The sequence below is a fragment of the Rhizobium sp. P40RR-XXII genome, assembly GCF_012641405.1.
In the GTDB taxonomy this organism is placed as follows: domain Bacteria; phylum Pseudomonadota; class Alphaproteobacteria; order Rhizobiales; family Rhizobiaceae; genus Rhizobium.
Window position 1 is genome coordinate 21,495 of record NZ_JABAII010000007.1, and the last position, 19,614, is coordinate 41,108.

General features: G+C 60.0%; 20 protein-coding genes and 1 pseudogene. 12 read left to right on the top strand and 9 right to left on the bottom strand.

Annotation, left to right across the window (positions count from 1 at the left end; genetic code table 11):
* Positions 1–43 precede the first annotated feature (43 nt).
* Positions 44–1,459: a metalloprotease TldD gene (gene tldD, locus HGP16_RS14870; RefSeq protein WP_168840804.1), complete on the top strand. Its 1,416-nt coding sequence runs from the start codon at positions 44–46 to the stop codon at positions 1,457–1,459.
* Positions 1,460–1,470: 11 nt separating this feature from the next.
* Here tldD and HGP16_RS14875 read toward each other — a convergent pair whose 3' ends face one another.
* Both HGP16_RS14875 and HGP16_RS14880 read right to left on the bottom strand, forming a co-directional pair.
* On the bottom strand, positions 1,471–1,776 hold the full coding sequence (locus tag HGP16_RS14875; protein WP_168840805.1) for a pyrophosphatase: 306 nt from the start codon (positions 1,774–1,776) through the stop codon (positions 1,471–1,473).
* Between the two features lie 108 nt (positions 1,777–1,884).
* On the bottom strand, positions 1,885–3,180 hold the full coding sequence (locus tag HGP16_RS14880; protein ID WP_168840806.1) for a D-alanyl-D-alanine carboxypeptidase: 1,296 nt from the start codon (positions 3,178–3,180) through the stop codon (positions 1,885–1,887).
* Between the two features lie 227 nt (positions 3,181–3,407).
* On the opposite strand from HGP16_RS14880, the gene HGP16_RS14885 reads away from it, so the two are divergent.
* On the top strand, positions 3,408–4,466 hold the full coding sequence (locus HGP16_RS14885) for a polysaccharide deacetylase family protein (RefSeq protein WP_168840807.1): 1,059 nt from the start codon (positions 3,408–3,410) through the stop codon (positions 4,464–4,466).
* Between the two features lie 3 nt (positions 4,467–4,469).
* On the opposite strand, the gene pdxH is transcribed toward HGP16_RS14885, so the two are convergent.
* Positions 4,470–5,090, bottom strand: coding sequence for a pyridoxamine 5'-phosphate oxidase (gene pdxH, locus HGP16_RS14890; protein WP_168840808.1), 621 nt, complete (start codon positions 5,088–5,090; stop codon positions 4,470–4,472).
* 66 nt (positions 5,091–5,156) lie between these two features.
* On the opposite strand from pdxH, the gene HGP16_RS14895 reads away from it, so the two are divergent.
* The 4 genes from HGP16_RS14895 (at position 5,157) to HGP16_RS14910 (ending at position 8,633) form a co-directional block, all read left to right on the top strand.
* Positions 5,157–5,615 (top strand): RT0821/Lpp0805 family surface protein, encoded by a 459-nt coding sequence (locus HGP16_RS14895; RefSeq protein ID WP_168840809.1) that lies wholly within the window; start codon positions 5,157–5,159, stop codon positions 5,613–5,615.
* 302 nt (positions 5,616–5,917) lie between these two features.
* Complete coding sequence (locus HGP16_RS14900; RefSeq protein WP_168840810.1) at positions 5,918–7,078, top strand: DnaJ domain-containing protein; 1,161 nt, start codon at positions 5,918–5,920, stop codon at positions 7,076–7,078.
* 122 nt (positions 7,079–7,200) lie between these two features.
* Positions 7,201–8,019, top strand: a complete 819-nt coding sequence (gene fabI / locus HGP16_RS14905) for an enoyl-ACP reductase FabI (RefSeq protein ID WP_149637018.1) — start codon at positions 7,201–7,203, stop codon at positions 8,017–8,019.
* Between the two features lie 17 nt (positions 8,020–8,036).
* The gene (locus HGP16_RS14910) at positions 8,037–8,633 is read left to right on the top strand and encodes a histidine phosphatase family protein (protein WP_168840811.1); all 597 of its coding nucleotides are present in this window, start codon (positions 8,037–8,039) and stop codon (positions 8,631–8,633) included.
* A 57-nt stretch (positions 8,634–8,690) separates the two neighbouring features.
* Here HGP16_RS14910 and HGP16_RS14915 read toward each other — a convergent pair whose 3' ends face one another.
* The gene (locus HGP16_RS14915; RefSeq protein ID WP_168840812.1) at positions 8,691–9,434 is read right to left on the bottom strand and encodes a bifunctional 2-polyprenyl-6-hydroxyphenol methylase/3-demethylubiquinol 3-O-methyltransferase UbiG; all 744 of its coding nucleotides are present in this window, start codon (positions 9,432–9,434) and stop codon (positions 8,691–8,693) included.
* A gap of 191 nt (positions 9,435–9,625) precedes the next feature.
* Positions 9,626–9,886 (bottom strand): DUF1344 domain-containing protein, encoded by a 261-nt coding sequence (locus HGP16_RS14920; RefSeq protein ID WP_112341176.1) that lies wholly within the window; start codon positions 9,884–9,886, stop codon positions 9,626–9,628.
* Positions 9,887–10,300: 414 nt separating this feature from the next.
* Between HGP16_RS14920 and aroC the strand changes: the two genes are divergently transcribed.
* Both aroC and ribB read left to right on the top strand, forming a co-directional pair.
* Positions 10,301–11,398 (top strand): chorismate synthase, encoded by a 1,098-nt coding sequence (gene aroC / locus HGP16_RS14925; protein WP_168840813.1) that lies wholly within the window; start codon positions 10,301–10,303, stop codon positions 11,396–11,398.
* Between the two features lie 10 nt (positions 11,399–11,408).
* A complete protein-coding gene (gene ribB / locus HGP16_RS14930; protein ID WP_168840814.1) occupies positions 11,409–12,512 on the top strand; it encodes a 3,4-dihydroxy-2-butanone-4-phosphate synthase in 1,104 nt (367 codons plus the stop codon).
* Positions 12,513–12,581: 69 nt separating this feature from the next.
* Here ribB and HGP16_RS14935 read toward each other — a convergent pair.
* Positions 12,582–13,825: pseudogene (locus HGP16_RS14935) on the bottom strand (argininosuccinate synthase).
* A 138-nt stretch (positions 13,826–13,963) separates the two neighbouring features.
* On the opposite strand from HGP16_RS14935, the gene HGP16_RS14940 reads away from it, so the two are divergent.
* A complete protein-coding gene (locus HGP16_RS14940) occupies positions 13,964–14,425 on the top strand; it encodes an Lrp/AsnC family transcriptional regulator (RefSeq protein ID WP_168840815.1) in 462 nt (153 codons plus the stop codon).
* Between the two features lie 116 nt (positions 14,426–14,541).
* On the opposite strand, the gene HGP16_RS14945 is transcribed toward HGP16_RS14940, so the two are convergent.
* The 3 genes from HGP16_RS14945 to HGP16_RS14955 all read right to left on the bottom strand — a co-directional run bounded on the left by HGP16_RS14945 (position 14,542) and on the right by HGP16_RS14955 (position 17,502).
* Complete coding sequence (locus HGP16_RS14945; RefSeq protein WP_312862920.1) at positions 14,542–15,072, bottom strand: GNAT family protein; 531 nt, start codon at positions 15,070–15,072, stop codon at positions 14,542–14,544.
* 103 nt (positions 15,073–15,175) lie between these two features.
* The gene (locus HGP16_RS14950) at positions 15,176–16,225 is read right to left on the bottom strand and encodes a dipeptidase (RefSeq protein ID WP_168840817.1); all 1,050 of its coding nucleotides are present in this window, start codon (positions 16,223–16,225) and stop codon (positions 15,176–15,178) included.
* An 86-nt stretch (positions 16,226–16,311) separates the two neighbouring features.
* A complete protein-coding gene (locus HGP16_RS14955; protein ID WP_168840818.1) occupies positions 16,312–17,502 on the bottom strand; it encodes a winged helix-turn-helix domain-containing protein in 1,191 nt (396 codons plus the stop codon).
* Between the two features lie 208 nt (positions 17,503–17,710).
* On the opposite strand from HGP16_RS14955, the gene HGP16_RS14960 reads away from it, so the two are divergent.
* The 3 genes from HGP16_RS14960 to HGP16_RS14970 are packed head-to-tail and all read left to right on the top strand — an operon-like array spanning position 17,711 to position 19,574.
* Entirely contained in the window at positions 17,711–18,388 is a 678-nt protein-coding gene (locus tag HGP16_RS14960) for an energy-coupling factor ABC transporter ATP-binding protein (protein WP_168840819.1), read from the top strand.
* A complete protein-coding gene (locus tag HGP16_RS14965) occupies positions 18,388–18,990 on the top strand; it encodes an energy-coupling factor transporter transmembrane protein EcfT (RefSeq protein ID WP_168840820.1) in 603 nt (200 codons plus the stop codon). The genes HGP16_RS14960 and HGP16_RS14965 overlap by 1 nt, the downstream gene beginning before the upstream one ends.
* Positions 18,991–19,016: 26 nt before the next feature.
* A complete protein-coding gene (locus HGP16_RS14970) occupies positions 19,017–19,574 on the top strand; it encodes a biotin transporter BioY (RefSeq protein ID WP_168840821.1) in 558 nt (185 codons plus the stop codon).
* Positions 19,575–19,614: the final 40 nt, after the last annotated feature.

The following is a 19,614-nucleotide window of genomic DNA, read 5'->3' on the forward strand; positions in this document are numbered from 1 at the left end:
GCCATGCGAAGCCTACATCGGCTCTGAACGGAGCACATGACCCATGAATACCGATCTCCTTACTCTTTTCGATGCTGACGAAGCCAAGCTGCGCGGCATCGTCGCCGAAGCGCTGTCGGGCGCCGATGACGGCGAACTCTTCATCGAACATGTCCAGGCGGAATCGCTGACGTTCGACAATGGTCGGATGAAGGGCGGTAGCTTCAACACGGAACAGGGCTTCGGCCTTCGCGCCGTTGCCGGCGAGGCCGTGGGCTATGCCCATGCCGGGGATCTTTCGGAAGCCGCCCTGAAACGCGCCGCCGATGCCGTGCGCGCCGTCACTTCCGGCTATGCCGGCTCCTACGCGGCAGCTCCGCAGCGCACCAACAAGGTGCTTTATGGCGACGAAAACCCGATCGGCACGCCGAGCTTCGAGGAAAAGGCAAAGCTCCTGCAGAGGATCGACAGCTATCTGCGCGACAAGGACGACAAGGTGCGCCAGGTGACGGCATCGATCGCCGCGAGCTGGCAGGTGGTCGACATCCTTCGCGCCGACGGGCATCGCGTGCGCGATATCCGCCCGATGACGCGCATCAACATCTCTGTCATCGTCGGTGACGGCGACCGCCAGGAATCCGGCTCTTTCGGCACCGGCGGCCGCATCGGCTTCGGCGATTTCGTAACGCAGGACAATTGGCACCACGGCGCCGACGAGGCCCTGCGCCAGGCGCTGGTCAATCTCGAGGCGATCGAAGCCCCGGCAGGTACGATGGATGTCGTGCTCGGCTCCGGCTGGCCGGGCGTCATGCTGCACGAAGCCGTCGGGCACGGGCTGGAGGGCGATTTCAACCGCAAGAAGACATCGGCTTTCGCAGGACTGCTGGGCCAGGTGGTCGCCGCACCCGGCGTCACGGTCGTCGACGACGGCACGATCGAGAACCGCCGCGGCTCGATCACGGTAGACGACGAAGGCACGCCTTCGGCCTATAACGTGCTGATTGAGAACGGTAAGCTCGTCGGCTACATGCAAGACCGGCAGAATGCGCGGCTGATGGGCATGAAGGCGACCGGCAACGGCCGCCGCCAGGGCTACGCCCATACGCCGATGCCGCGTATGACCAATACCTACATGCTCGGCGGCGACAAGACGCCGGACGAGATCATCGCCTCGGTGAAGAAGGGCATCTATGCCGTCTCCTTCGGCGGCGGCCAGGTGGACATCACGTCGGGCAAATTCGTCTTCGGCTGCACCGAGGCCTATCTCATCGAGGACGGCAAGATCGGCGCGCCGATCAAGGGCGCCATGCTGATCGGCAACGGACCGGATGCCATGAAGCGCGTTTCGATGATCGGCAACGACACGAAGCTCGATACCGGCATCGGCAATTGCGGCAAGGCGGGCCAATGGGTGCCCGTCGGCGTCGGTCAGCCGCATCTGCGGATGGATCAGATCACGGTCGGCGGCACCAAGGCCTAAATCCGCCTTCCCTATTCGTGCGGGCGGAAGCGCCACTTCCGCTCGACAGCGGCATTGAGATCAAGGCCGTTGCGGTGTGCGAAGAGAAGGATATGGCCGAACACATCAGCCGTTTCATCCGCCAAAGCCGTTGCCAACTCTGATTCGCTCATGCCCTTGCGGCGTCCGCGGCCTGTAACCTTGTTCCAGATCTGGATCAATTCGCCCATTTCCTCCTGAAGCTTCAGGACGAACCAATCGTCGTCGCGTTCCAGGTCGTTATCGGCGGCATAGGTTGCCGAAGCCGCTTCGAATTGCTTCATCAGATCTGACAGCATCGATGTCGTTCCTCTTATGTTCTCAACATAGATGAACGATTCCTGCAAAAAAGTCGAGCCGGCGGAGGTTTGCCCCGCCGGCTCGCTTTTATCCAATTGGGACTCTGCTCAGCCCTTGCTCGGCAGCAGCATGCAATCGAAATCCTTGCGCTTCAGAGCGGAGCAGGCGGAATTCGCATCGTCACGGCTTGCGAAACCGACGAAGCGGGCGCGATAGACCGTGTTGCCGCCCTTGCCGACAGCTTCGGTATAGGGTGACGCATTGGCGAGCGCATTGCCGGCCCGGGACTTGGCTTCGGAGAGCAGATCCTTGGCGGCCTGGGCGGTCGGCGTTGCGGCAATCTGCACCTGCCAGCTGCCGGTCGCCGCCGCCGGCTTGTTGGCAACGAGGATCTCATCCATCGCAGCCGGGCGATCCATCGGCACGGTGACGTTCGAGGCCGCGGCGAATGCCATCGGCACGACCTCGACGCGCTTGCGTGCCGGCGTCGTCGTGGCCGTGGTCTGGGTATCGACATCGACCCCAACATCGTCGGAAGCGGAGGCCACTTCGACCTGCTGCGGAACCTTGCCGCCGCCGATACTTGCAACCAGCCGCGATGACGAAACGGAGGTTGCCTTCGGGATATTGCGATCCAGCAGCGATGCCATCAATGCGTCGCGACCGCGCGCTGTGGCGCCGCCCATGACGACACCGATCACCCGGCGATTGCCCTGGCGTACGGCGCTGACGAGATTGAAGCCGGAGGCATTGGTATAGCCGGTCTTGATCCCGTCCATGCCTTCGTAGCGGTACATCAGATTGTTGTGACCACGTACGCTGCGACCACGATAGTTGAAGCTCGTCTGCGAGAAGAGCCGGTATTCCTGGGGATAATTATTGATGAGCGCGACGGCCAGCGTCGACATATCGCGTGCCGTCGTCACCTGCTGCATGCTCGGAAGACCGGAAGCATTGACGAAAACGGTGCGGCGCATGCCGATTTCCCGCGCCTTCTGCGTCATCAGCCGGGCAAAGCCGCTTTCGCTGCCGCCGAGCGCTTCCGCCATGGCGGCTGCAGCGTCATTGGCGGACTTGATGATCATGCCGTCGACCGCTTCGCGGACAGTCACCGTGCTGCCGGGCTTCAGACCGAGCTTGGTCGGCGGCTTGGCGGCGGCGGCGCGCGATACAGGGATCCTTGTGTTCCAGCTCAGCTTGCCGCGATGGATCGCCTCGAAGGCCATGTACAAGGTCATCATTTTGGTCAGCGATGCCGGATGGTTGAGGTCATCGGCATTGCTCGATGCCAGTACCTTGCCGGTCTTCGCATCCATGATGAAATAGGCGCTGCCCGCAAAGCTCGCCGCAGGAGCGCTCAACAGCAAGACGGCCGCAGAGAGAGCCATCAGAAGTCTTTTCATAATTGTCCCCAACCGAAAGAATGCCCACACACCGCATCAATCCCTGTATGATTTTGCGACAAAAAACCTGATATCGGTGCGATATTGAGGCAACAGCCTCGATAGTTCTTCAATTTTGCCGTTCCTGGTAAAATAACCATTAACGCATTGGAAATTATGGCAAAGATTCAGTAAGGTTTAACGGGGATGCGCTACAGCGTTGACGTTGGTCAACCGGGTTAATCCGCATGGAACAGGGCATCAAGGTCCGCCTCAAGCGCACGATGATTTCCAGCGGGCTGGAGGCTGCCGCTATTCTGAAGGGTGCCGGCCTGATGCGCGATGTCGCGGGCCTCGGCGCCATCTTCGCCCTTCACCATGTCCGCCCTGCCCTTTCCCGCCGCTTTGCGCCCAATGCGCATCTCGAGGTTTCGCCCGATTTTCTCGACCGCGCGATCGCGCGGTTGAAAAAGGATGGCTATGAATTCATCGCGCTTGACGCTGTTCCATCACGGCTGGCGAATGCCGTGGGCAAACCGCCCTTCGTCGCCTTCACGCTCGACGACGGCAATCGGAACAACCTCGATCACGCCCTGCCGGTCTTCGCCCGTCACGATGCGCCCTTTACCGTCTTCGTCGCCCAGGGGCTCTCGGAGCGGACCCACAGCATATGGTGGGAAACGCTCGCAGAGCTGCTCGGCCGGCTGGATCGGCTGATATTCGATTTCGGAGCCGGCGAGGAATTCCTGCCGCTTGGCAAGGAGAGCCAGAAGCACATAGCATTTGCGCGCTTTGCCGCCTTGGTTCACGGCAACGACGAAAGCGAAGCCGTCCGCCGGATCGACGAGCTTGCGCGGCGCCACGACTTGGAACCGCTCGACATTGTCAACGCATCGATCATGGATCGGGGCGAACTAAGGCAACTCTCTCACCATCCCCTCGCATCGCTCGGCGCGCATACGGTGAGCCATCGTGGGCTGGCGAGGCTGCCCGAAGCGGAGGCAGCGGCGGAAATGGCGCTTTCGGCCGATTATATCGCCGATATCACCGGACAGCGGCCGATCTCGATCGCCTATCCCTACGGCACGCTTGAGGCCGTATCGCCGCGCGAAGGCAGGCTCGTGGCGGAACTCGGCTTTTCCGTCGGCGTCACGACGCGCCCCGGTACGATCATGCCGACGAATGGCACTACGCCCATGCTCCTGCCGCGGCTCTCGCTGAACGGCCATTACCAGAAGCCCCGCTACGCATCGGCGCTTGCCTCCGGCATCCCTATGCGATTGATGGGGCGCCGGGAAACGGCATAGGGCTCAAGGATACATCCGCACCTTCTGCCAAGCGCCTTCCGGCACTTCACGGCGAAACTCGATGCGATCGTGCAGACGGAACTGGCGATCGTGCCAGAACTCGATCGACAGCGGCCGGATGCGGAAACCGGACCAGTGGGACGGGCGCGGAATGTCGCCGATGGCATAGCGGGCGGTATATTCGGCAACCGCCTTTTCCAACGCAAAGCGGCCTTCGAGCGGGCGGGATTGCTTCGACGCCCAGGCGCCGATGCGGCTGCCGCGCGCCCTGGTCTTGAAATACTCATCCGCTTCCTGGTCGCTCACCACTTCAACCACACCGCGCAGGCGCACCTGGCGGCGCAGTGATTTCCAGTGGAAACACATGGCCGCTTTCTTGTGGTAAAGAATTTCTTGACCTTTCTGGCTTTCGAAGTTCGTATAGAAGACGAATCCGTCGCTATCAAAACCCTTCAGAAGAACCATGCGGACATTTGGCAATCCATCCTTATCCACCGTTGCCAAGGCGACCGCGTTCGGATCGTTCAGCTCCGTGGTCTCTGCTTCGCGCAGCCAAGACGCGAAAAGAGCGAAAGGTTCGTTCTGCTCTGTGAAGTCACCGGTTGTTAACTCGTTTTCCGACATATTAGTTCAAATACTCCGCAATTCCTAATAACCGCCGGCCCCTCTGGCTGGCCAAAAAACGCTCGGGTGGAAGTCATAGCAAAGTCGACCGTTCATACAAAGCGCAAGCTTGCAAAAGGCGTGACGATGGCTGTCGTCCTTGTCTCCCTTTTCACCCTTGGCGGCTGCGTCGGCGGCGGCATGGACTACCTAAGCTCGGCCAAGGTGGATCGCAGCGTATCGACGGGCACAGTGCCGACGGCGCCTGTAACCACGGACAGCATCTCCGACGAAACCACGGTGCGCAATGCCGTCACCTCGGCGGATCTCCACAAGCTCAACGGCCAATCCATCCCCTGGGCGAACGCTTCCACTGGCAGCGCCGGCGTCATCGACGCGATCGTCGAAAGCAATGCATCCGGCGTAGTTTGCCGCCAGTTCCGCACCAGCCGCCATTCCTATCAGGGCATCGCCAACTTTTCCGGCAGAACCTGCCTCGTCGGTCAGGGCGAATGGCAGCTGCTGAGTTTCCAACAGGCCGGCTGATCGCCTTTTCACCCTCTTTTCCCCGCGCCATCGACCCGGCCGTACGGCGGAATGATAGACCCATCATGCCGTTATGACTTCCTGGCATTCATCGTTAGCGATCGGCTAACCATGCGCCGAAATGGGAGCCGACGGTCCCCGTGCGGCTAACGCCTGATTAGCAACTCTTCCCGCAGGATCGGTTCATACGCGCATCGGCCATGCCTCCCTACCGGGAAGCAAGGCATGAAGCGCGATCAATTGGTGCTTTGCTTGGGATGCCGCGATGGGGCTTGGCATACCCATGAACAATGGCGGGAAAGATGCGCGATCCTTACAAGGTGTTGGGCGTTAAGCAGGATGCCGGAGCCGACGAAATCAAGGCTGCCTGGCGCAAACTGGCAAAATCGGTGCATCCGGATCACAATCAGGGCGATCCGACGGCGTCGGAGCGTTTCGCCGAAATCGGCCGCGCCTACGAGACGCTGAAGGATCCGCAGAAACGCAGCCGCTACGACCAGATCGCGCGCATGGCGGAAGCGAAAGGCCAGAGCCGGGAGCAGACGATCATGCAGCAGCGGCAGGCGGCGCGTGACGCTGCCGAGCGTGCCAAGGCCGCACGCGCCAATGCCGAGAAGATCATGGAGGAACTCGCCCGGGCGAATGCACGCAAGGCAGCCGCTTCCGCCGCATCCGACCAGCAGGCGGGCGCAAGCGAGTCACCTGAAGACGTTGTCGAACGCATTTTCGGGGTTAAGGCCGGCCGCACGCAGCAGAACCAGGCCGCAGCCGAGACGGTTGCGCAGCACGCCGAGAAGCAGCAGGAAGCCAACGCGGCCGCCGCGGAAGAACTGCCCGCGGAGGAGGAACTGCTGGCGACGGGAACCTCTGCCGCCGGTCCACGCTCCACCTTCGGCATTCTCGGTTCGCTCGTGCGCCGCTTTACCGGCGCCAATATCCAGGAGAAGCCACCGGAAAAGACGCCCGAGGTGGCCGCCGAAACCACCGTGACGCTCGACGACATGTTGAAGAGCCGCTGGATCACCGTTCCGCTGTCGGATGGCCGCGAGGCACGCTTCCAGGCGACGACGGATATCGCCAACGGCCAGGTGCTGCATCTGAAGGGTCAGGGACTGAAGCTGCAGGGCATGCTGCGTGGCGATGTCGCCATCACCGTCCATCTGTCGACCGACGGACGCTTCACACTCGACGGCAGCGATGTGCGCACGATATTGCCCGTCACCATAGAAAATGCGGTCCTCGGCTGCGAAACGACCGTCGAAGGGTTGAACGGGCCGGTCAGGATCACAGTGCCGGCCTGGTCCGGCTCGGATCAGGTCATTCGCATCTCCGGCGAAGGATTACCCGATGGCAATGGCGCAAAAGGTGATCTCGTCGTCGAATTGCGGCTGATGCTGTGGGAAAAACCTGACGATAAGGTCACGGATCTGATGCGCAGCATGCGCGAAGGGCTTTTCCTGTGAAATTTTGGTGACAACAGCACCCTTTGTTACGATCCCTAACAGTTGATGATCTTTACGATGCTTGAACAGGGGAACGGCCTATGCCATAGGCAGGATCATTCGAAAGTTCAAGGGAGCAGAATATGGCTCAATCCACTGGCCTCATGGCAGGCAAGCGCGGCGTCATCCTCGGCGTAGCAAACAACCGTTCGATAGCGTGGGGTATTGCCAAAGCCTGCTCGGATGCCGGAGCCGAAATCGCATTGACGTGGCAGGGCGACGCCCTCAAGAAGCGCGTCGAGCCGCTTGCTCAGGAACTCGGCGCCTTCATGGCAGGCCATTGCGACGTGACCGAACCGGCAACGATCGATGCGGTCATCGACACGCTGGAAGCGAAATGGGGCAAGATCGATTTCGTCGTGCACGCCATCGCCTTCTCAGACAAGGACGAGCTGACCGGCCGTTACCTCGATACCAGCCGCGACAACTTCACGAAGACGATGGACATCTCCGTCTATTCGTTCACGGCGGTTGCACAGCGCGCCGAGCGAATCATGAATGACGGCGGCTCGATGATCACCCTCACCTATTACGGTGCGGAGAAGGTCATGCCGCACTACAACGTCATGGGCGTTGCCAAGGCGGCTCTGGAAGCAAGCGTGCGCTATCTCGCCGTAGACCTCGGCGGCCGCGGCATTCGCGTCAATGCGATTTCGGCAGGCCCGATCAAGACGCTCGCAGCCTCGGGCATCGGTGACTTCCGCTACATCCTGAAGTGGAACGAGTACAACGCGCCACTGAAGCGGACTGTGACGATCGACGAGGTCGGCAACTCCGCCCTCTACCTTCTGTCCGACCTGTCAACGGCCGTCACCGGTGAAATCCACCATGTCGATTCCGGCTACCACACCGTCGGCATGAAGGCCGTGGACGCGCCTGACATTTCCGTCGCGAAGGACTGACCAACAGGAATCTGACCGTGTCGCCCATCCTCTATGTGATACGTCACGGTCAGACCGACTGGAATGCCGAGCGCCGCCTGCAGGGGCAGAAAGACATCGATCTCAATGCCATCGGCCGCGAACAGGCGCGGCAGAACGGCATCGATCTCGCCGAAATCCTCGCCTTCGAAAACCGGCCCTTCGATTTTATCGCCAGTCCCCTGCGCCGCACGCGCGAGACCATGGAGATCGCCAGGGACGCCATGGGCCTGCCGCCCAAGGACTACAGCACCGACGACAGGCTGGTCGAGCTGTCCTTCGGTGCCTGGGAAGGCTTCACCCTCAAGGAACTGAAGGCGACTGACCCCGATCGTCTTGCCGAGCGCAAGGCGAACAAATGGGATTTCATCCCGCCCGGCGATGATGCCGAAAGCTACGAAATCCTCTCCTGGCGCGTCGGCTCATGGCTGACATCCGTAGACCGGCCGACGGTCTGCGTCACGCATGGCGGCGTCATCCGTACGCTGTTCCGTCTGATCGGGGATGTCGAAAAGGAAGAGGCGGCGGAAATCCCGATCCATCAAGACCAGATCCTGAAAGTCGATCCGGAAATGAAGATTATCGGCTGGATGTAACGCTATTATCCGGTAGTTGCGACAACTTTTCCGGAATTCGGTAACGACGGCTCGTATTCAGTCGTCAAATGCCATCTTCGCCGCAGCCAGCAGAAGAACCGCCGGCCGACGAAGATTTATCGATAGTGCAGGTCGCTCGTTCAAAAACTCTGGAAGAGGGCTTGGCTCGCCAAGATGATTCAGCCGAAATCCTGCCCTGAGTAGGGTCGTTACATACGTTTCAACGGTACGATGGTATTTTTCGACACCATCGATGAACCATTTCGTATGGCGGATGCCTTCAGTTTGGTAATTGTCCAACGGCCAGTTGAGCGGATTGCCATCCGCATCCTTCGTCCAACCAACCGGATTTGCCGTACAGACGGGATGCTCCACGGAGAAGATGAACTGACCCTTGTTGGGAAGGCACGCATGCACACTCAGCACCATGGAAGCGTAGTCATTAACATAGTGAATGGCCATTGAGGAAACGACCAGGTCAAAACTTTCTGGAGGAAATGCGATTTCCTCAATCGAGCCGCAGAGGTATTCGATTTGAGAATCATTGGTGAGAACCCTCGCCTCTGCGATCATGTTCTCAGACACGTCCAATCCGGTGACCGAAGCGGCACCACACGATCTGGCATAGCGAGCAAAATCGCCAAAGCCGCATCCCATATCGAGGACGCGAAGCCCGGCGAGATCAGGGAGCGCCGCACGAAGAGCCGGGACCTCCAAAGCCCCATTTATGCCGGTGTCGTTCAGTCGGAGCTTCTTGTAACCTTCAAAGAAAATGGGCTCATTGTAAATATTCTGCGGCATGGCTCACCATGGGAAATTCGCTACCTAAAAGAGAATAGACTATTTCGGTATCGCCGCAATGATCGCCGTTGGAGCGAAGCAGTCGCCAGAGACACATCCAAAGCTGGAGGCATTTTCCGCTTGATTGCACCATTTTCGGTAACGAATTTCTTAAAATACTCTAAAAGCCGCGGGCGGCAATCACACGCTATTCACTGGACGATATCCAGATCATTGACGACGCGCTTGCCGTCGACTTCCGTATAGAAGACCACGACCTTCACGCCGGCCTGAAGGCCATTGAAATCGAAATCCTCCGGCACTTGATAGTTCTTGCCATCATCCAGGGTGATGCTGAAGTTCTTCGCATCGACCTTCTTGATCGTTGCCTCGACGTCGGCGCTTTCGGCAAAGCCTGCGACGGGCGCAAGCAGGCTTGCCGTGGCCAAAAGCGTCGCTACAAAAAAGCGCATGGTGGTTACCCTTCAGGTCGTTTTGATTGTGATTTCTTATGCGGCCTAGAAAACACGGCGAATATGGCGGAAGTTGCCCCCAATAGTGGCTTCGCTCGCCCAATTGGTGAATGTGCCGTCACAATCCACAGTGCGGATTAATCTTTGTTTACCATGCCGATGAACGGCGGAAGCCGGCGTCGAACGGCGCTTCCGTGGCAGCGAAAGAAAGATTTTGTCTTGCCGGCTTTTTGGCCCCTCCGGATAATCGAGGTCAAACCGGCCTCGATCATCCGGCATGGGAATCAAATAAGTAGAGCATGATGTCACCCGAAAACCGCTTACACTTTTCGGCATCATGCTCTATGAGTGGGCCGCAATTGCAAGAGACAAGACGCAGCCTGCCGGCAGGCTGCAGCAAACCGGTCATTTCCCATGTCGCACAATACATTCGGTCACCTTTTCCGCGTCACTACCTGGGGCGAAAGCCATGGTCCGGCGCTCGGCTGTGTCGTCGATGGCTGCCCTCCCGGCCTCCGCTTCAAGCTCGCAGACATCCAGGCCTGGCTCGACAAACGCAAGCCCGGACAATCGCGCTTCGTCACGCAGCGGCGCGAGGACGATCTCGTCAAGGTTCTCTCGGGCGTGATGATGGACGAGGACGGCGAGACGATGATCTCGACCGGCACGCCGATCTCGATGCTGATCGAGAATACCGACCAGCGCTCGAAGGATTATGGCGAGATCGCGCGGCGCTACCGGCCCGGCCATGCCGACTATACCTATGACGTCAAATACGGCATCCGCGACTATCGCGGCGGCGGGCGCTCGTCGGCGCGCGAGACAGCCGCACGCGTCGCGGCCGGCGGCATTGCCCGCCTCGTCGTGCCCGGCGTGACCATCCGCGGCGCGCTGGTGCAGATCGGCAAGCACAAGATCAACCGCGCCAACTGGGACTGGGCGCAGGTGGACCAGAATCCATTCTTTGTGCCCGATCCGGAAATCGTGCCGGTGTGGGAAGAATATCTCGACGGCATCCGCAAGGCCGGCTCCTCGATCGGCGCCGTGGTTGAAGTCGTGGCCGAAGGTGTGCCGGCGGGTCTCGGCGCCCCGATCTACGGCAAGCTCGACCAGGATATCGCCTCGCTGCTGATGTCGATCAACGCCGTCAAGGGCGTCGAAATCGGCGAAGGCTTCGCCTCCGCTGAACTCACAGGCGAGGAAAATGCCGATGCGATGCGCATGGGCAATGACGGCAAGCGCATCTTCCTGTCCAATCATGCCGGTGGCATACTAGGCGGCATTTCCACGGGCGAGCCGATCGTTGCGCGCTTCGCCATCAAGCCGACCTCCTCGATCCTGACGGAACGCCAGTCGATCGATGCCGACGGCAACAATGTCGATGTGCGCACCAAAGGCCGCCACGATCCGTGCGTCGGCATTCGCGCCGTGCCGATCGGCGAGGCAATGGTTGCCTGCGCCGTTGCCGACCACTATCTGAGGGATCGCGGCCAGACGGGCCAGCAGAGGTAGGAATTTCGAGATGTCTTACGACCAGAAGCGCGTTGTCGATGCCATCCGGGCTTTCGAGGCCGGCGAGATCGTCGTCGTCATGGACGATAACGACCGCGAAAACGAAGGCGACCTGATCGTTGCCGCCGTTCACTGCACGCCCGAAAAGATGGCCTTCATCGTCCGGCATACCTCCGGCATCGTCTGCACGCCGATGCCGCGCGAGGAAGCCAAGCGGCTCAACCTCAACGCCATGGTGGCGGAAAACGATTCCGCGCATACGACGGCCTTTACAGTCTCCGTCGATTTCAAGCACGGTACGACAACAGGCATTTCCGCCGACGACCGGACGTTGACGGTGCGCAACCTGGCCAACCCGAACATCGGCGCAAGCGATTTCGTCCGGCCCGGCCACATCTTTCCGCTCATTGCACGCGAAGGCGGCGTGCTGATGCGTTCTGGCCATACGGAAGCCGCGGTCGACCTCTGCAAGCTCGCCGGCCTGCCGCCGATCGGCGTCATCAGCGAGCTCGTCAATGACGACGGCACGGTGACGCGCGGCCAGCAGGTCGTCGAATTTGCCGAGCAGCACGGGTTGAAGCTTGTTTCCGTCGCCGATCTCATCGCCTATCGCCAGCGCAAGGAAACCCTGATCGAGCTCGGCACCAGCTTCGATATCGAGACGCCGTTCGGCAAGGCGCGCGCGCATACCTATTCCCTGCCCTGGGATCCGATGCAGCATCTCGCCGTCGTCTTCGGCGATATCCGCGACGGTGTCGACATCCCGGTGCGCCTGCATCCAGAAAGCGTCGCCGAGGATCTGTTCGGCAAGCGCCGTCCGGTCGATTTCTATATGAAGAAGATCGCCGAGGAAGGCCGCGGCATCATCGTCTATCTGCGCGAAGGCTCCGTCGGCGTCGGCCATTTCGACAATGGCCGCAAGGCGCGCCAGGCCGAACGCGAAAGCCATGCCGAGGCGCAGGCGCGCGACAGCGAGTGGTTGGAAATCGGCCTTGGCGCACAGATCCTCAAGGATCTCGGCGTCAGCTCGATCAAGCTGCTCACCAGCCGCGAGCGGCACTATGTCGGCCTCGAAGGCTTCGGCATCAAGATCGCCACGACGGAGATTTGCTGATTCCACCCTCCCCTTCAAGGGGGAGGTGATTGAAGCTGTCGGCCCTCAAACTCGGCTCATCTCCGCAACTTATGAATTTTGCGCCAGGCCGGGTCTGCCCGATTTCCCGTTGCGAGCCGCCCAGCTTCTAAGACGCAGCCCGTTGAGCTTGATGAAGCCTTCGGCATCCTGATGGTCGTAGATGCCCGAACCTTCCTCGAAGGTAACCAGATCCGCCGAATAGAGCGAATGGGGTGAGCTGCGTGCGATGACACTCGCCGACCCCTTGTAGAGCCTGACCGTCACCTCGCCGCTGACGTAAGTTTGGCTCACATCGATCAGCGCCTGCAGCATTTCGCGCTCCGGCGCATACCAGAAACCGTTATAGATGAGCTCCGCATAGCGGGGCATGATCTCGTCTTCAGGTGAGCAGCCGCGCGGTCGAGCGTGATCGACTCGATCCCGCGATGAGCTGCCAGCAAGATCGTGCCGCCCGGTGTCTCATAGACCCCGCGGGACTTCATGCCGACAAACCGGTTCTCGACCAGATCGAGCCGCCCCACTCCATGTCTGCCGCCAAGTTCGTTGAGCGCTGTCAGAAGGGCTGCCGGAGACAGCTTGTCGCCGTTGAGCGAAATCGCGTCGCCCTTCTCGAACCCAATGGTAATGACCTCCGGCAGGTCGGGTGCATCCATGGGATCGGCCGTGCGCTGATAGATATACTCGGGCGCGATATCGGCCGGGTCCTCCAGCACCTTGCCTTCGGTCGAGGTATGCAGCAAATTCGCATCGACCGAGAAGGGCGCCTCTCCTCGCTTGTCCTTGGGGACGGGTATCCGATGCCTTTCAGCGTAGTCGATAAGCTGCGTCCGGGACTGAATGTCCCATTCGCGCCATGGCGCGATGATCCCGATCGAGGGATCGAGCGCATTGGCGGTTAATTCGAAGCGGACCTGGTCGTTGCCCTTGCCGGTCGCTCCGTGGGCAATAGCGTCCGCGCCGACTTCCTGCGCAATGCTGACCAGATGCTTCGCAATCAGCGGACGGGCGATAGAGCTGCCAAGAAGATACTGGCCCTCGTAGAGCGTATTGGCGCGGAACATCGGGAAAACGAAGTCGCGCACGAATTCCTCGCGGACATCCACGATCCGGATATCCTTGATCCCAAGCATTTCAGCCTTCTTGCGTGCCGGTTCCAGCTCCTCGCCCTGGCCCAGATCGGCGGTGAAGGTTACGACTTCACATTTATAGGTCTCCTGCAGCCATTTCAGGATGATCGACGTGTCCAGACCGCCCGAGTAAGAGAGCACGATCTTCTTGAGCTTTTTCGGCATGAATGAGTTTCCATCTTCGCGTTGAACGGATGGAATGTTAGGCTAACTTGCGCGCAACGAGCTTGCGAAGAATGCAGGGAAGGTTCAGGAATTGGCATAAAATGCCAAATTCTACGGATTGAGAGGCCGAAAACGCCAATGAATTTAGACGATATTGACCGCCGCATCTTGCGAGTACTTCAACGAGATGGGCGTATTTCCAATGTGGAACTGGCGAAGGAGGTCGGGTTGTCGCCTTCACCCTGTCTTCGCAGAGTACGCCTGCTGGAGGAAGCAGGCGTCATCGACCGCTACGTTGCCGTGCTCGATCCGACAAAGGTCGGCGCCAGCCTTACGGTCTTTGCTCGTGTCTGGTTCAAAACACAGGATGCCGAGATAACGGTCCAGTTCGGTGAGGCAATCCGGCGCTTTCCGGAAGTGATGGAATGCTACCTCACGACCGGGGAATGCGATGCGATCCTGCGGATTGTCACCGCGGATCTACACAGCTATTGGCGCTTCCAGGCCGATTATCTGACACGCATTCCCAGCATTTTGAATGTCAAGACGGATGTGCCGATGGAAACGCTGAAGCAAAGCTTCGAGCTGCCGTTGAGATAAAGAATGGTGGGCTCCTCGAACCTCGTTTGCGAAACTGCCGCGAAGAGCGGAAATCCTGCATCCGCTTTTTCTTGCACGGCGACGACTTTTTCAGGCCGCCGAATTCCAAGTTCAAATTAGGGGTGGCTTCCCGACAGGAATTCTCGATCCAGCAGGCCCATCATGATGTCGTCGTGCCAGCTGCCGTTGACGTAGGCGGTCTCCCGCTCTCTTCCTTCGACAATAAAGCCGCATTTTTCATAAGCGCGGATGGCACGTTTGTTGTAGGCGAGCACGCGGATTCCGATGCGATGCAATCCCATCTCGCCGAAGGCATGGCCTAGCAGAAGCGTGATTGCTTCCGTGCCAAAGCCTTTGCTAAGCAAGGCTGGATTGTTGATACCGATTGCCATCGTCGCGCGCCTGTCCTGGCGATTGACGTTGTCCAATCTGATTTCGCCGGCAAAGACGCCATTGATTTCGATGACCCACGCATGCGGATGATCGGTGAGCCATTGCAGCCAACGGGCGGCGCCTTCCCGGGTAACGGGCTTCATGTCGTCCTTGTTTACGCCGTACATCTCCGCGATCTCGGCATGGCTCCCCAAGGCGAGACGCGTTTCCATATCGTCATTGCAAGGTAAGCGAATCTTGACATTCTTACCCACTAGAACGGCTGACAACAGCAAACCCTCCGCACTTTAAAGATATCCGTTTCGAGCCGACCCGATTTCTGCAAAACGCAGGAATTTTACGAAATGGCGGTCAGCTCTATGGCCATGTGAGGCCGAATACGCGAAGCCAATTATCATAGGCGAATTTTTGCAGGATCGGTTCATCGAACCCGCTTTTGCGCATGGCCTCCATGAGATGGGGCAAGCCGCTTGCATCCTTGATCTTACGAGGCATGACAGCCCCATCAAAATCCGATCCAAGAGCGACCCCATCCGTTCCAACCCGGGCAATGAGATAATCAATCTGACGAACAACGGCTTCAAGCGGGGTATCTTCCTCAAGATGGGCGTCCGCGCGAATGTCATTGACGGCCAAGTTCAACCCGACGACCCCGCCGGTATCGCGGATGGCATCCAATTGCCGATCGGTGAGGTTACGGGTCGACGGACATATGGCATGGGCGCAAACGTGCGTAGCCACCAGCGGAGCGGTGCTCAATGCCGCGACATCCCAAAATCCGCGCTCGTTCAGATGCGAAACATCGATCATTATCCCGAGTTCATTGCATCTTCTGACCAGGCTCTTTCCTAAATCGGTCAGTCCCGGTCCCGTATCGGGCGATCTCGGATAGGCGAACGGAACGCCATAGCCGAAGATATTCGGGCGGCTCCACACGATGCCCAGGGATCGAAGACCGACATTGTACAGGCTATCCAGATAGCCGAGATCGGGGTCGATGGCGTCGGCCCCTTCCATGTGAAGTACGATGGCAAAGGCGGCGTCATATCGTGCCGCTTCAATCTCGCTGACGCTCGTTGCAAGACGTATTTTATCACCCGAGCGCCCAATCAGCTTCCTTACGGCTGAAAGCTGCCCATCGATCTGCAGCCGAGCATGGTCGGGACGCACGGCTTCTGCATAGCGAACCTCATATCCATCGTCCGTGATCGTCAGATCATCCACCGGCTCATGCTCCGGCGAGGCATGCATCGCGAACAATCCGCCGGCCAAGCCTCCTTCGAGCGCTCGCGGAAGATCGAGATGCCCGGCCTCCGATCGAGCCAGAAAATCGCGGCCCTCAGGCCTATAATCCAGCATGAACTGGACCGCATCATTATGCCCGTCGAAGATCCGAATAGTGTCCATGCGATCGCAGTCCCCATAGGTCAGAGGCAGTTTCGCTTACGCGTCAAGGCAATTGGCTGTCGATCTCCCGAAAAGAAGGAGGCCGATCATCCCCGCCAGCCCTCGAGAAACACCACTTTCTCGACGCCGGCAAAGCGCGCGACACGCTCTAGCTCGGCTTCGAGCTTTTCCAATCGGCCTGCCGATGCCTTGATACCCGGTTCCAGCCACAGGCGTTTGACATCCAATGTTCCCGCCTTGCGGTCGGCCTTCATGTCGATCCGTCCGATCAGACGGTCTCCTTCCAGCAATGGGAAGACGTAATAGCCGTATTCGCGCTTCGGTTCCGGCACGAAAATCTCGATGCGGTAGAAGAAGCCGAACAGTCGTTCGGTGCGGTTGCGGTCGCGCAAGGTCGGATCGAAGGGGCTGAGAACGCGGATGCGCGCCGGCGCTTCCGCATAGTCGTCCAGCGTCGCATGGAAATCGAGGAAGGCAAAGGAAGGCCGCGGCTTACCGCCGCCGGCGGGTTCGATCAACACATCGATCAGTTCGTCCCGATGCGTCTCGACCCAGCTCTTTGCCTCTTGCGGTGTCACCAGATCCCAGAAGGCCGCGATTTCGCCCGACGTGGCAAAACCCAGGCGCTGCAATGCGCTGCGACAGGCCCAGTCGACGAATTCGTCATGTTCCACCTCCGGCTCGTGGAAATGGCTCGGCAGCACGCGTTCGACAAGGTCATAGACCTTCTGGAAATTGGTGCGGCCGGCGATGGCGAATTTGCCGGTGCGCCAGTAATATTCGAGCGCCGTCTTGTTCGGATGCCAGTTCCACCAGCCGCCGGAGACATGATCCTCCGCCTTGACCTCGCGGGCGGTGATCGCGCCGTTCTTCAGCACGCGCTCGTAGGTTTCCTCGAAAGCCGCCTCGAACCCCTCGCCGCGCCATTTGCGCCAACGTGCGATAATCGCCTCGTCCTCGCGGCGGAAGCGATGCTTCCAGTAGACGAAGAAGGCGCTCGGCAGGATGGAGGCATCATGAGTCCAGTTCTCGAACAGCGCACCATCCTTTTCCAGAAGCTCCGTCAGATGCTCGCGCCGATAGGTCTGGTTGCGCGAAAACAGGATCTGGTGATGGGCGCGCTCGACAGTCGAGATGCTGTCCACCTGCACGAAACCGATGTCGTGGATGAGCTGCAGCAGGCCCGCTTTGGTCAAGGCGCGGTTCGGCGGATTGGCAAGCCCCTGCTTGGCAAGGAACACGCGGCGGGCATCACGATTCGAGAGCAGATTCGTCATGGGCGGATCATAGGCATAAATTCCCATGCTTTCAAAGAGGCCCTGATTTGATAAATCGGCGCGATGCGCTATAGCTCCGCGATAGAGCAATTCCAGGAAAAGTGCGTAGCGGTTTTCCGTCCGGGATTGCGTGAAAACAACAGGCTGGAGCGGCACCGAGGTTCCGTGAAACGCTGAACCGCTCCAGCTTATCGAACAGGGAAACCGCTTGGATATCCGCTTCGACAATGCCGGCGTCGATTACGGCACGCGCACCGCGCTGTTTCCGCTGAGCCTGACGCTTCAGGAGCGTCGCATCGGAGTGATCGGCCTTAACGGTTCCGGCAAGACGACCTTCGCGCGGCTGATCAACGGGCTCGTCAAGCCGACGACGGGACGTGTCACCGTCAATGACCTCGATACGGTCGGCGACGCCGGCAAGGTCCTTGGCAAGGTCGGCTATATCTTCCAGTCGCCGCAGAACCAGATCATCCTGCCCATCGTGCGCGACGACATCGCCTTTGGGCTCAAGGCGCGCGGATACGGCAAGGCCGAGATCGAGGCGGCCGTCGAGGGCATTCTCAGCCGGTTCGGCGTCGGCCATCTTGGCGCGCGGCGGGCACACGAGCTTTCCGGCGGCGAATTGCAGATGGCGGCCCTTTGCTCAGTGCTGGTGACCGGCCCCGACATCCTCATTCTGGACGAGCCGACGAACCAGCTCGATCTGAAGAACCGGGCACTGGTGCAAAAGACCATCATGGGCCTGCCGGAAAGCACCATCGTCATCAGCCACGACCTGCCTCTGCTCGAGGATTTCGAGCGGGTACTGCTGTTCGACCAGGGCCGGCTCGTCGCCGACGCTCCCGCGGCGGAAGCGATCGCGCGCTACAGGGAGATGGCGGGCTGATGCAGACGCTGCATGTCGACGTCGATACCTGGCTGCACCGGCTCTCGCCGCGCGTGAAGCTCCTGGCACTCGCCGCACTTGGCATTCTGCTGTTTCTGACGAATTCTATTGCGGTGCTTGCCTGTGCAAACCTCATTGGCGCAGGGCTCTATTTCAGCACGGGCCTGCCGATCCCCAGCGCATTGATGCGGCTGCGGCCGATCCTGATCTCGATTGCCGTGCTGGCAATTTTCGCGGCCCTGGTCGGTCCGCTGCAGGCCGCAATCGTCACCGCGCTACGGCTGACGGCACTGGCGCTGTTTGCCGCCACGGTGACGGCGACGACATCGATGGCCGCTTTCATCGACGAGATCACCGCCCTTGCAATGCCGCTCGAAAAACTCGGCCTGCTCAAAGCCGCCGATATCGGGCTTGCGATCGGTCTCGTGATCCGTTTCGTGCCCGAGATTCTCGATCGTTACCGCGCGATCCGCGAGGCGCATGAGGCACGGGGAATCAAGATACGCCTGGCAACCACGCTCGCGCCGCTGATCATCCTGACGCTGCGCGATGCGGACAATATCGCGGCGGCGATTGACGCGCGCGGCATTCGGCGTCAATGAACATGGGTCTTTTCGAAGGAGCCGCCATGAATACCCGCGATCTCGTCCTCTCGGCGCTTTTTGCCGCCATCATCGTGGCACTCGGCCTCTTGCCGCCGATCCCGATCGGCATCATTCCCGTGCCGATCACCGCGCAGTCGCTCGGCGTCATGCTCGCCGGTGTCGTGCTCGGCGCCAAGCGCGGCACGATCGCGGTGCTGCTGGTCGTCGTGCTCGTCACCATTGGCCTGCCGGTGCTGTCGGGCGGGCGTGGCGGTCTTGCGGTGTTTGCCGGTCCGACGGCGGGCTTCTTCGTCGGCTGGATCTTCGCGGCCTTCGTCACCGGCTATTTCTCGGAGAGGCTGGTGAAGCCGGAGCAGAGCGGCCTCGTTCAGGGCACCGGCTTCTTCATCGCCGCCGTTATCGGCGGTGTAGTCGTGCTCTATGCGTTCGGTATCGCCTGGCTGGCCCTCAACATCGGCTTCAGCAAGGCGTTTCTGGGCTCCTTGGGCTTCGTGCCGGGCGATGTCATCAAGGCTGTCGTCGCAGCGCTCGTCGGCCGCGCCGTCATGGCCGGCTACCCGCTTCTGCCGCAGCGGAGCTGAAGCACATCGCGTAAAAGCGTGCAGCGGTTTTACGGTAACG

Excerpts from the sequence above, each read along its gene's own strand:
- ribB (WP_168840814.1), top strand. The coding sequence starts at position 11,409 with ATGTCTTACGACCAGAAGCGCGTTGTCGATGCCATCCGGGCTTTCGAG.
- HGP16_RS14950 (WP_168840817.1), bottom strand. The coding sequence starts at position 16,225 with ATGGACACTATTCGGATCTTCGACGGGCATAATGATGCGGTCCAGTTC.
- aroC (WP_168840813.1), top strand. The coding sequence starts at position 10,301 with ATGTCGCACAATACATTCGGTCACCTTTTCCGCGTCACTACCTGGGGC.
- HGP16_RS14885 (WP_168840807.1), top strand. The coding sequence starts at position 3,408 with ATGGAACAGGGCATCAAGGTCCGCCTCAAGCGCACGATGATTTCCAGC.
- HGP16_RS14970 (WP_168840821.1), top strand. The coding sequence starts at position 19,017 with ATGAATACCCGCGATCTCGTCCTCTCGGCGCTTTTTGCCGCCATCATC.
- HGP16_RS14875 (WP_168840805.1), bottom strand. The coding sequence starts at position 1,776 with ATGCTGTCAGATCTGATGAAGCAATTCGAAGCGGCTTCGGCAACCTAT.
- fabI (WP_149637018.1), top strand. The coding sequence starts at position 7,201 with ATGGCTCAATCCACTGGCCTCATGGCAGGCAAGCGCGGCGTCATCCTC.
- pdxH (WP_168840808.1), bottom strand. The coding sequence starts at position 5,090 with ATGTCGGAAAACGAGTTAACAACCGGTGACTTCACAGAGCAGAACGAA.
- HGP16_RS14940 (WP_168840815.1), top strand. The coding sequence starts at position 13,964 with ATGAATTTAGACGATATTGACCGCCGCATCTTGCGAGTACTTCAACGA.
- tldD (WP_168840804.1), top strand. The coding sequence starts at position 44 with ATGAATACCGATCTCCTTACTCTTTTCGATGCTGACGAAGCCAAGCTG.
- HGP16_RS14880 (WP_168840806.1), bottom strand. The coding sequence starts at position 3,180 with ATGAAAAGACTTCTGATGGCTCTCTCTGCGGCCGTCTTGCTGTTGAGC.
- HGP16_RS14915 (WP_168840812.1), bottom strand. The coding sequence starts at position 9,434 with ATGCCGCAGAATATTTACAATGAGCCCATTTTCTTTGAAGGTTACAAG.
- HGP16_RS14955 (WP_168840818.1), bottom strand. The coding sequence starts at position 17,502 with ATGACGAATCTGCTCTCGAATCGTGATGCCCGCCGCGTGTTCCTTGCC.
- HGP16_RS14965 (WP_168840820.1), top strand. The coding sequence starts at position 18,388 with ATGCAGACGCTGCATGTCGACGTCGATACCTGGCTGCACCGGCTCTCG.
- HGP16_RS14900 (WP_168840810.1), top strand. The coding sequence starts at position 5,918 with ATGCGCGATCCTTACAAGGTGTTGGGCGTTAAGCAGGATGCCGGAGCC.
- HGP16_RS14920 (WP_112341176.1), bottom strand. The coding sequence starts at position 9,886 with ATGCGCTTTTTTGTAGCGACGCTTTTGGCCACGGCAAGCCTGCTTGCG.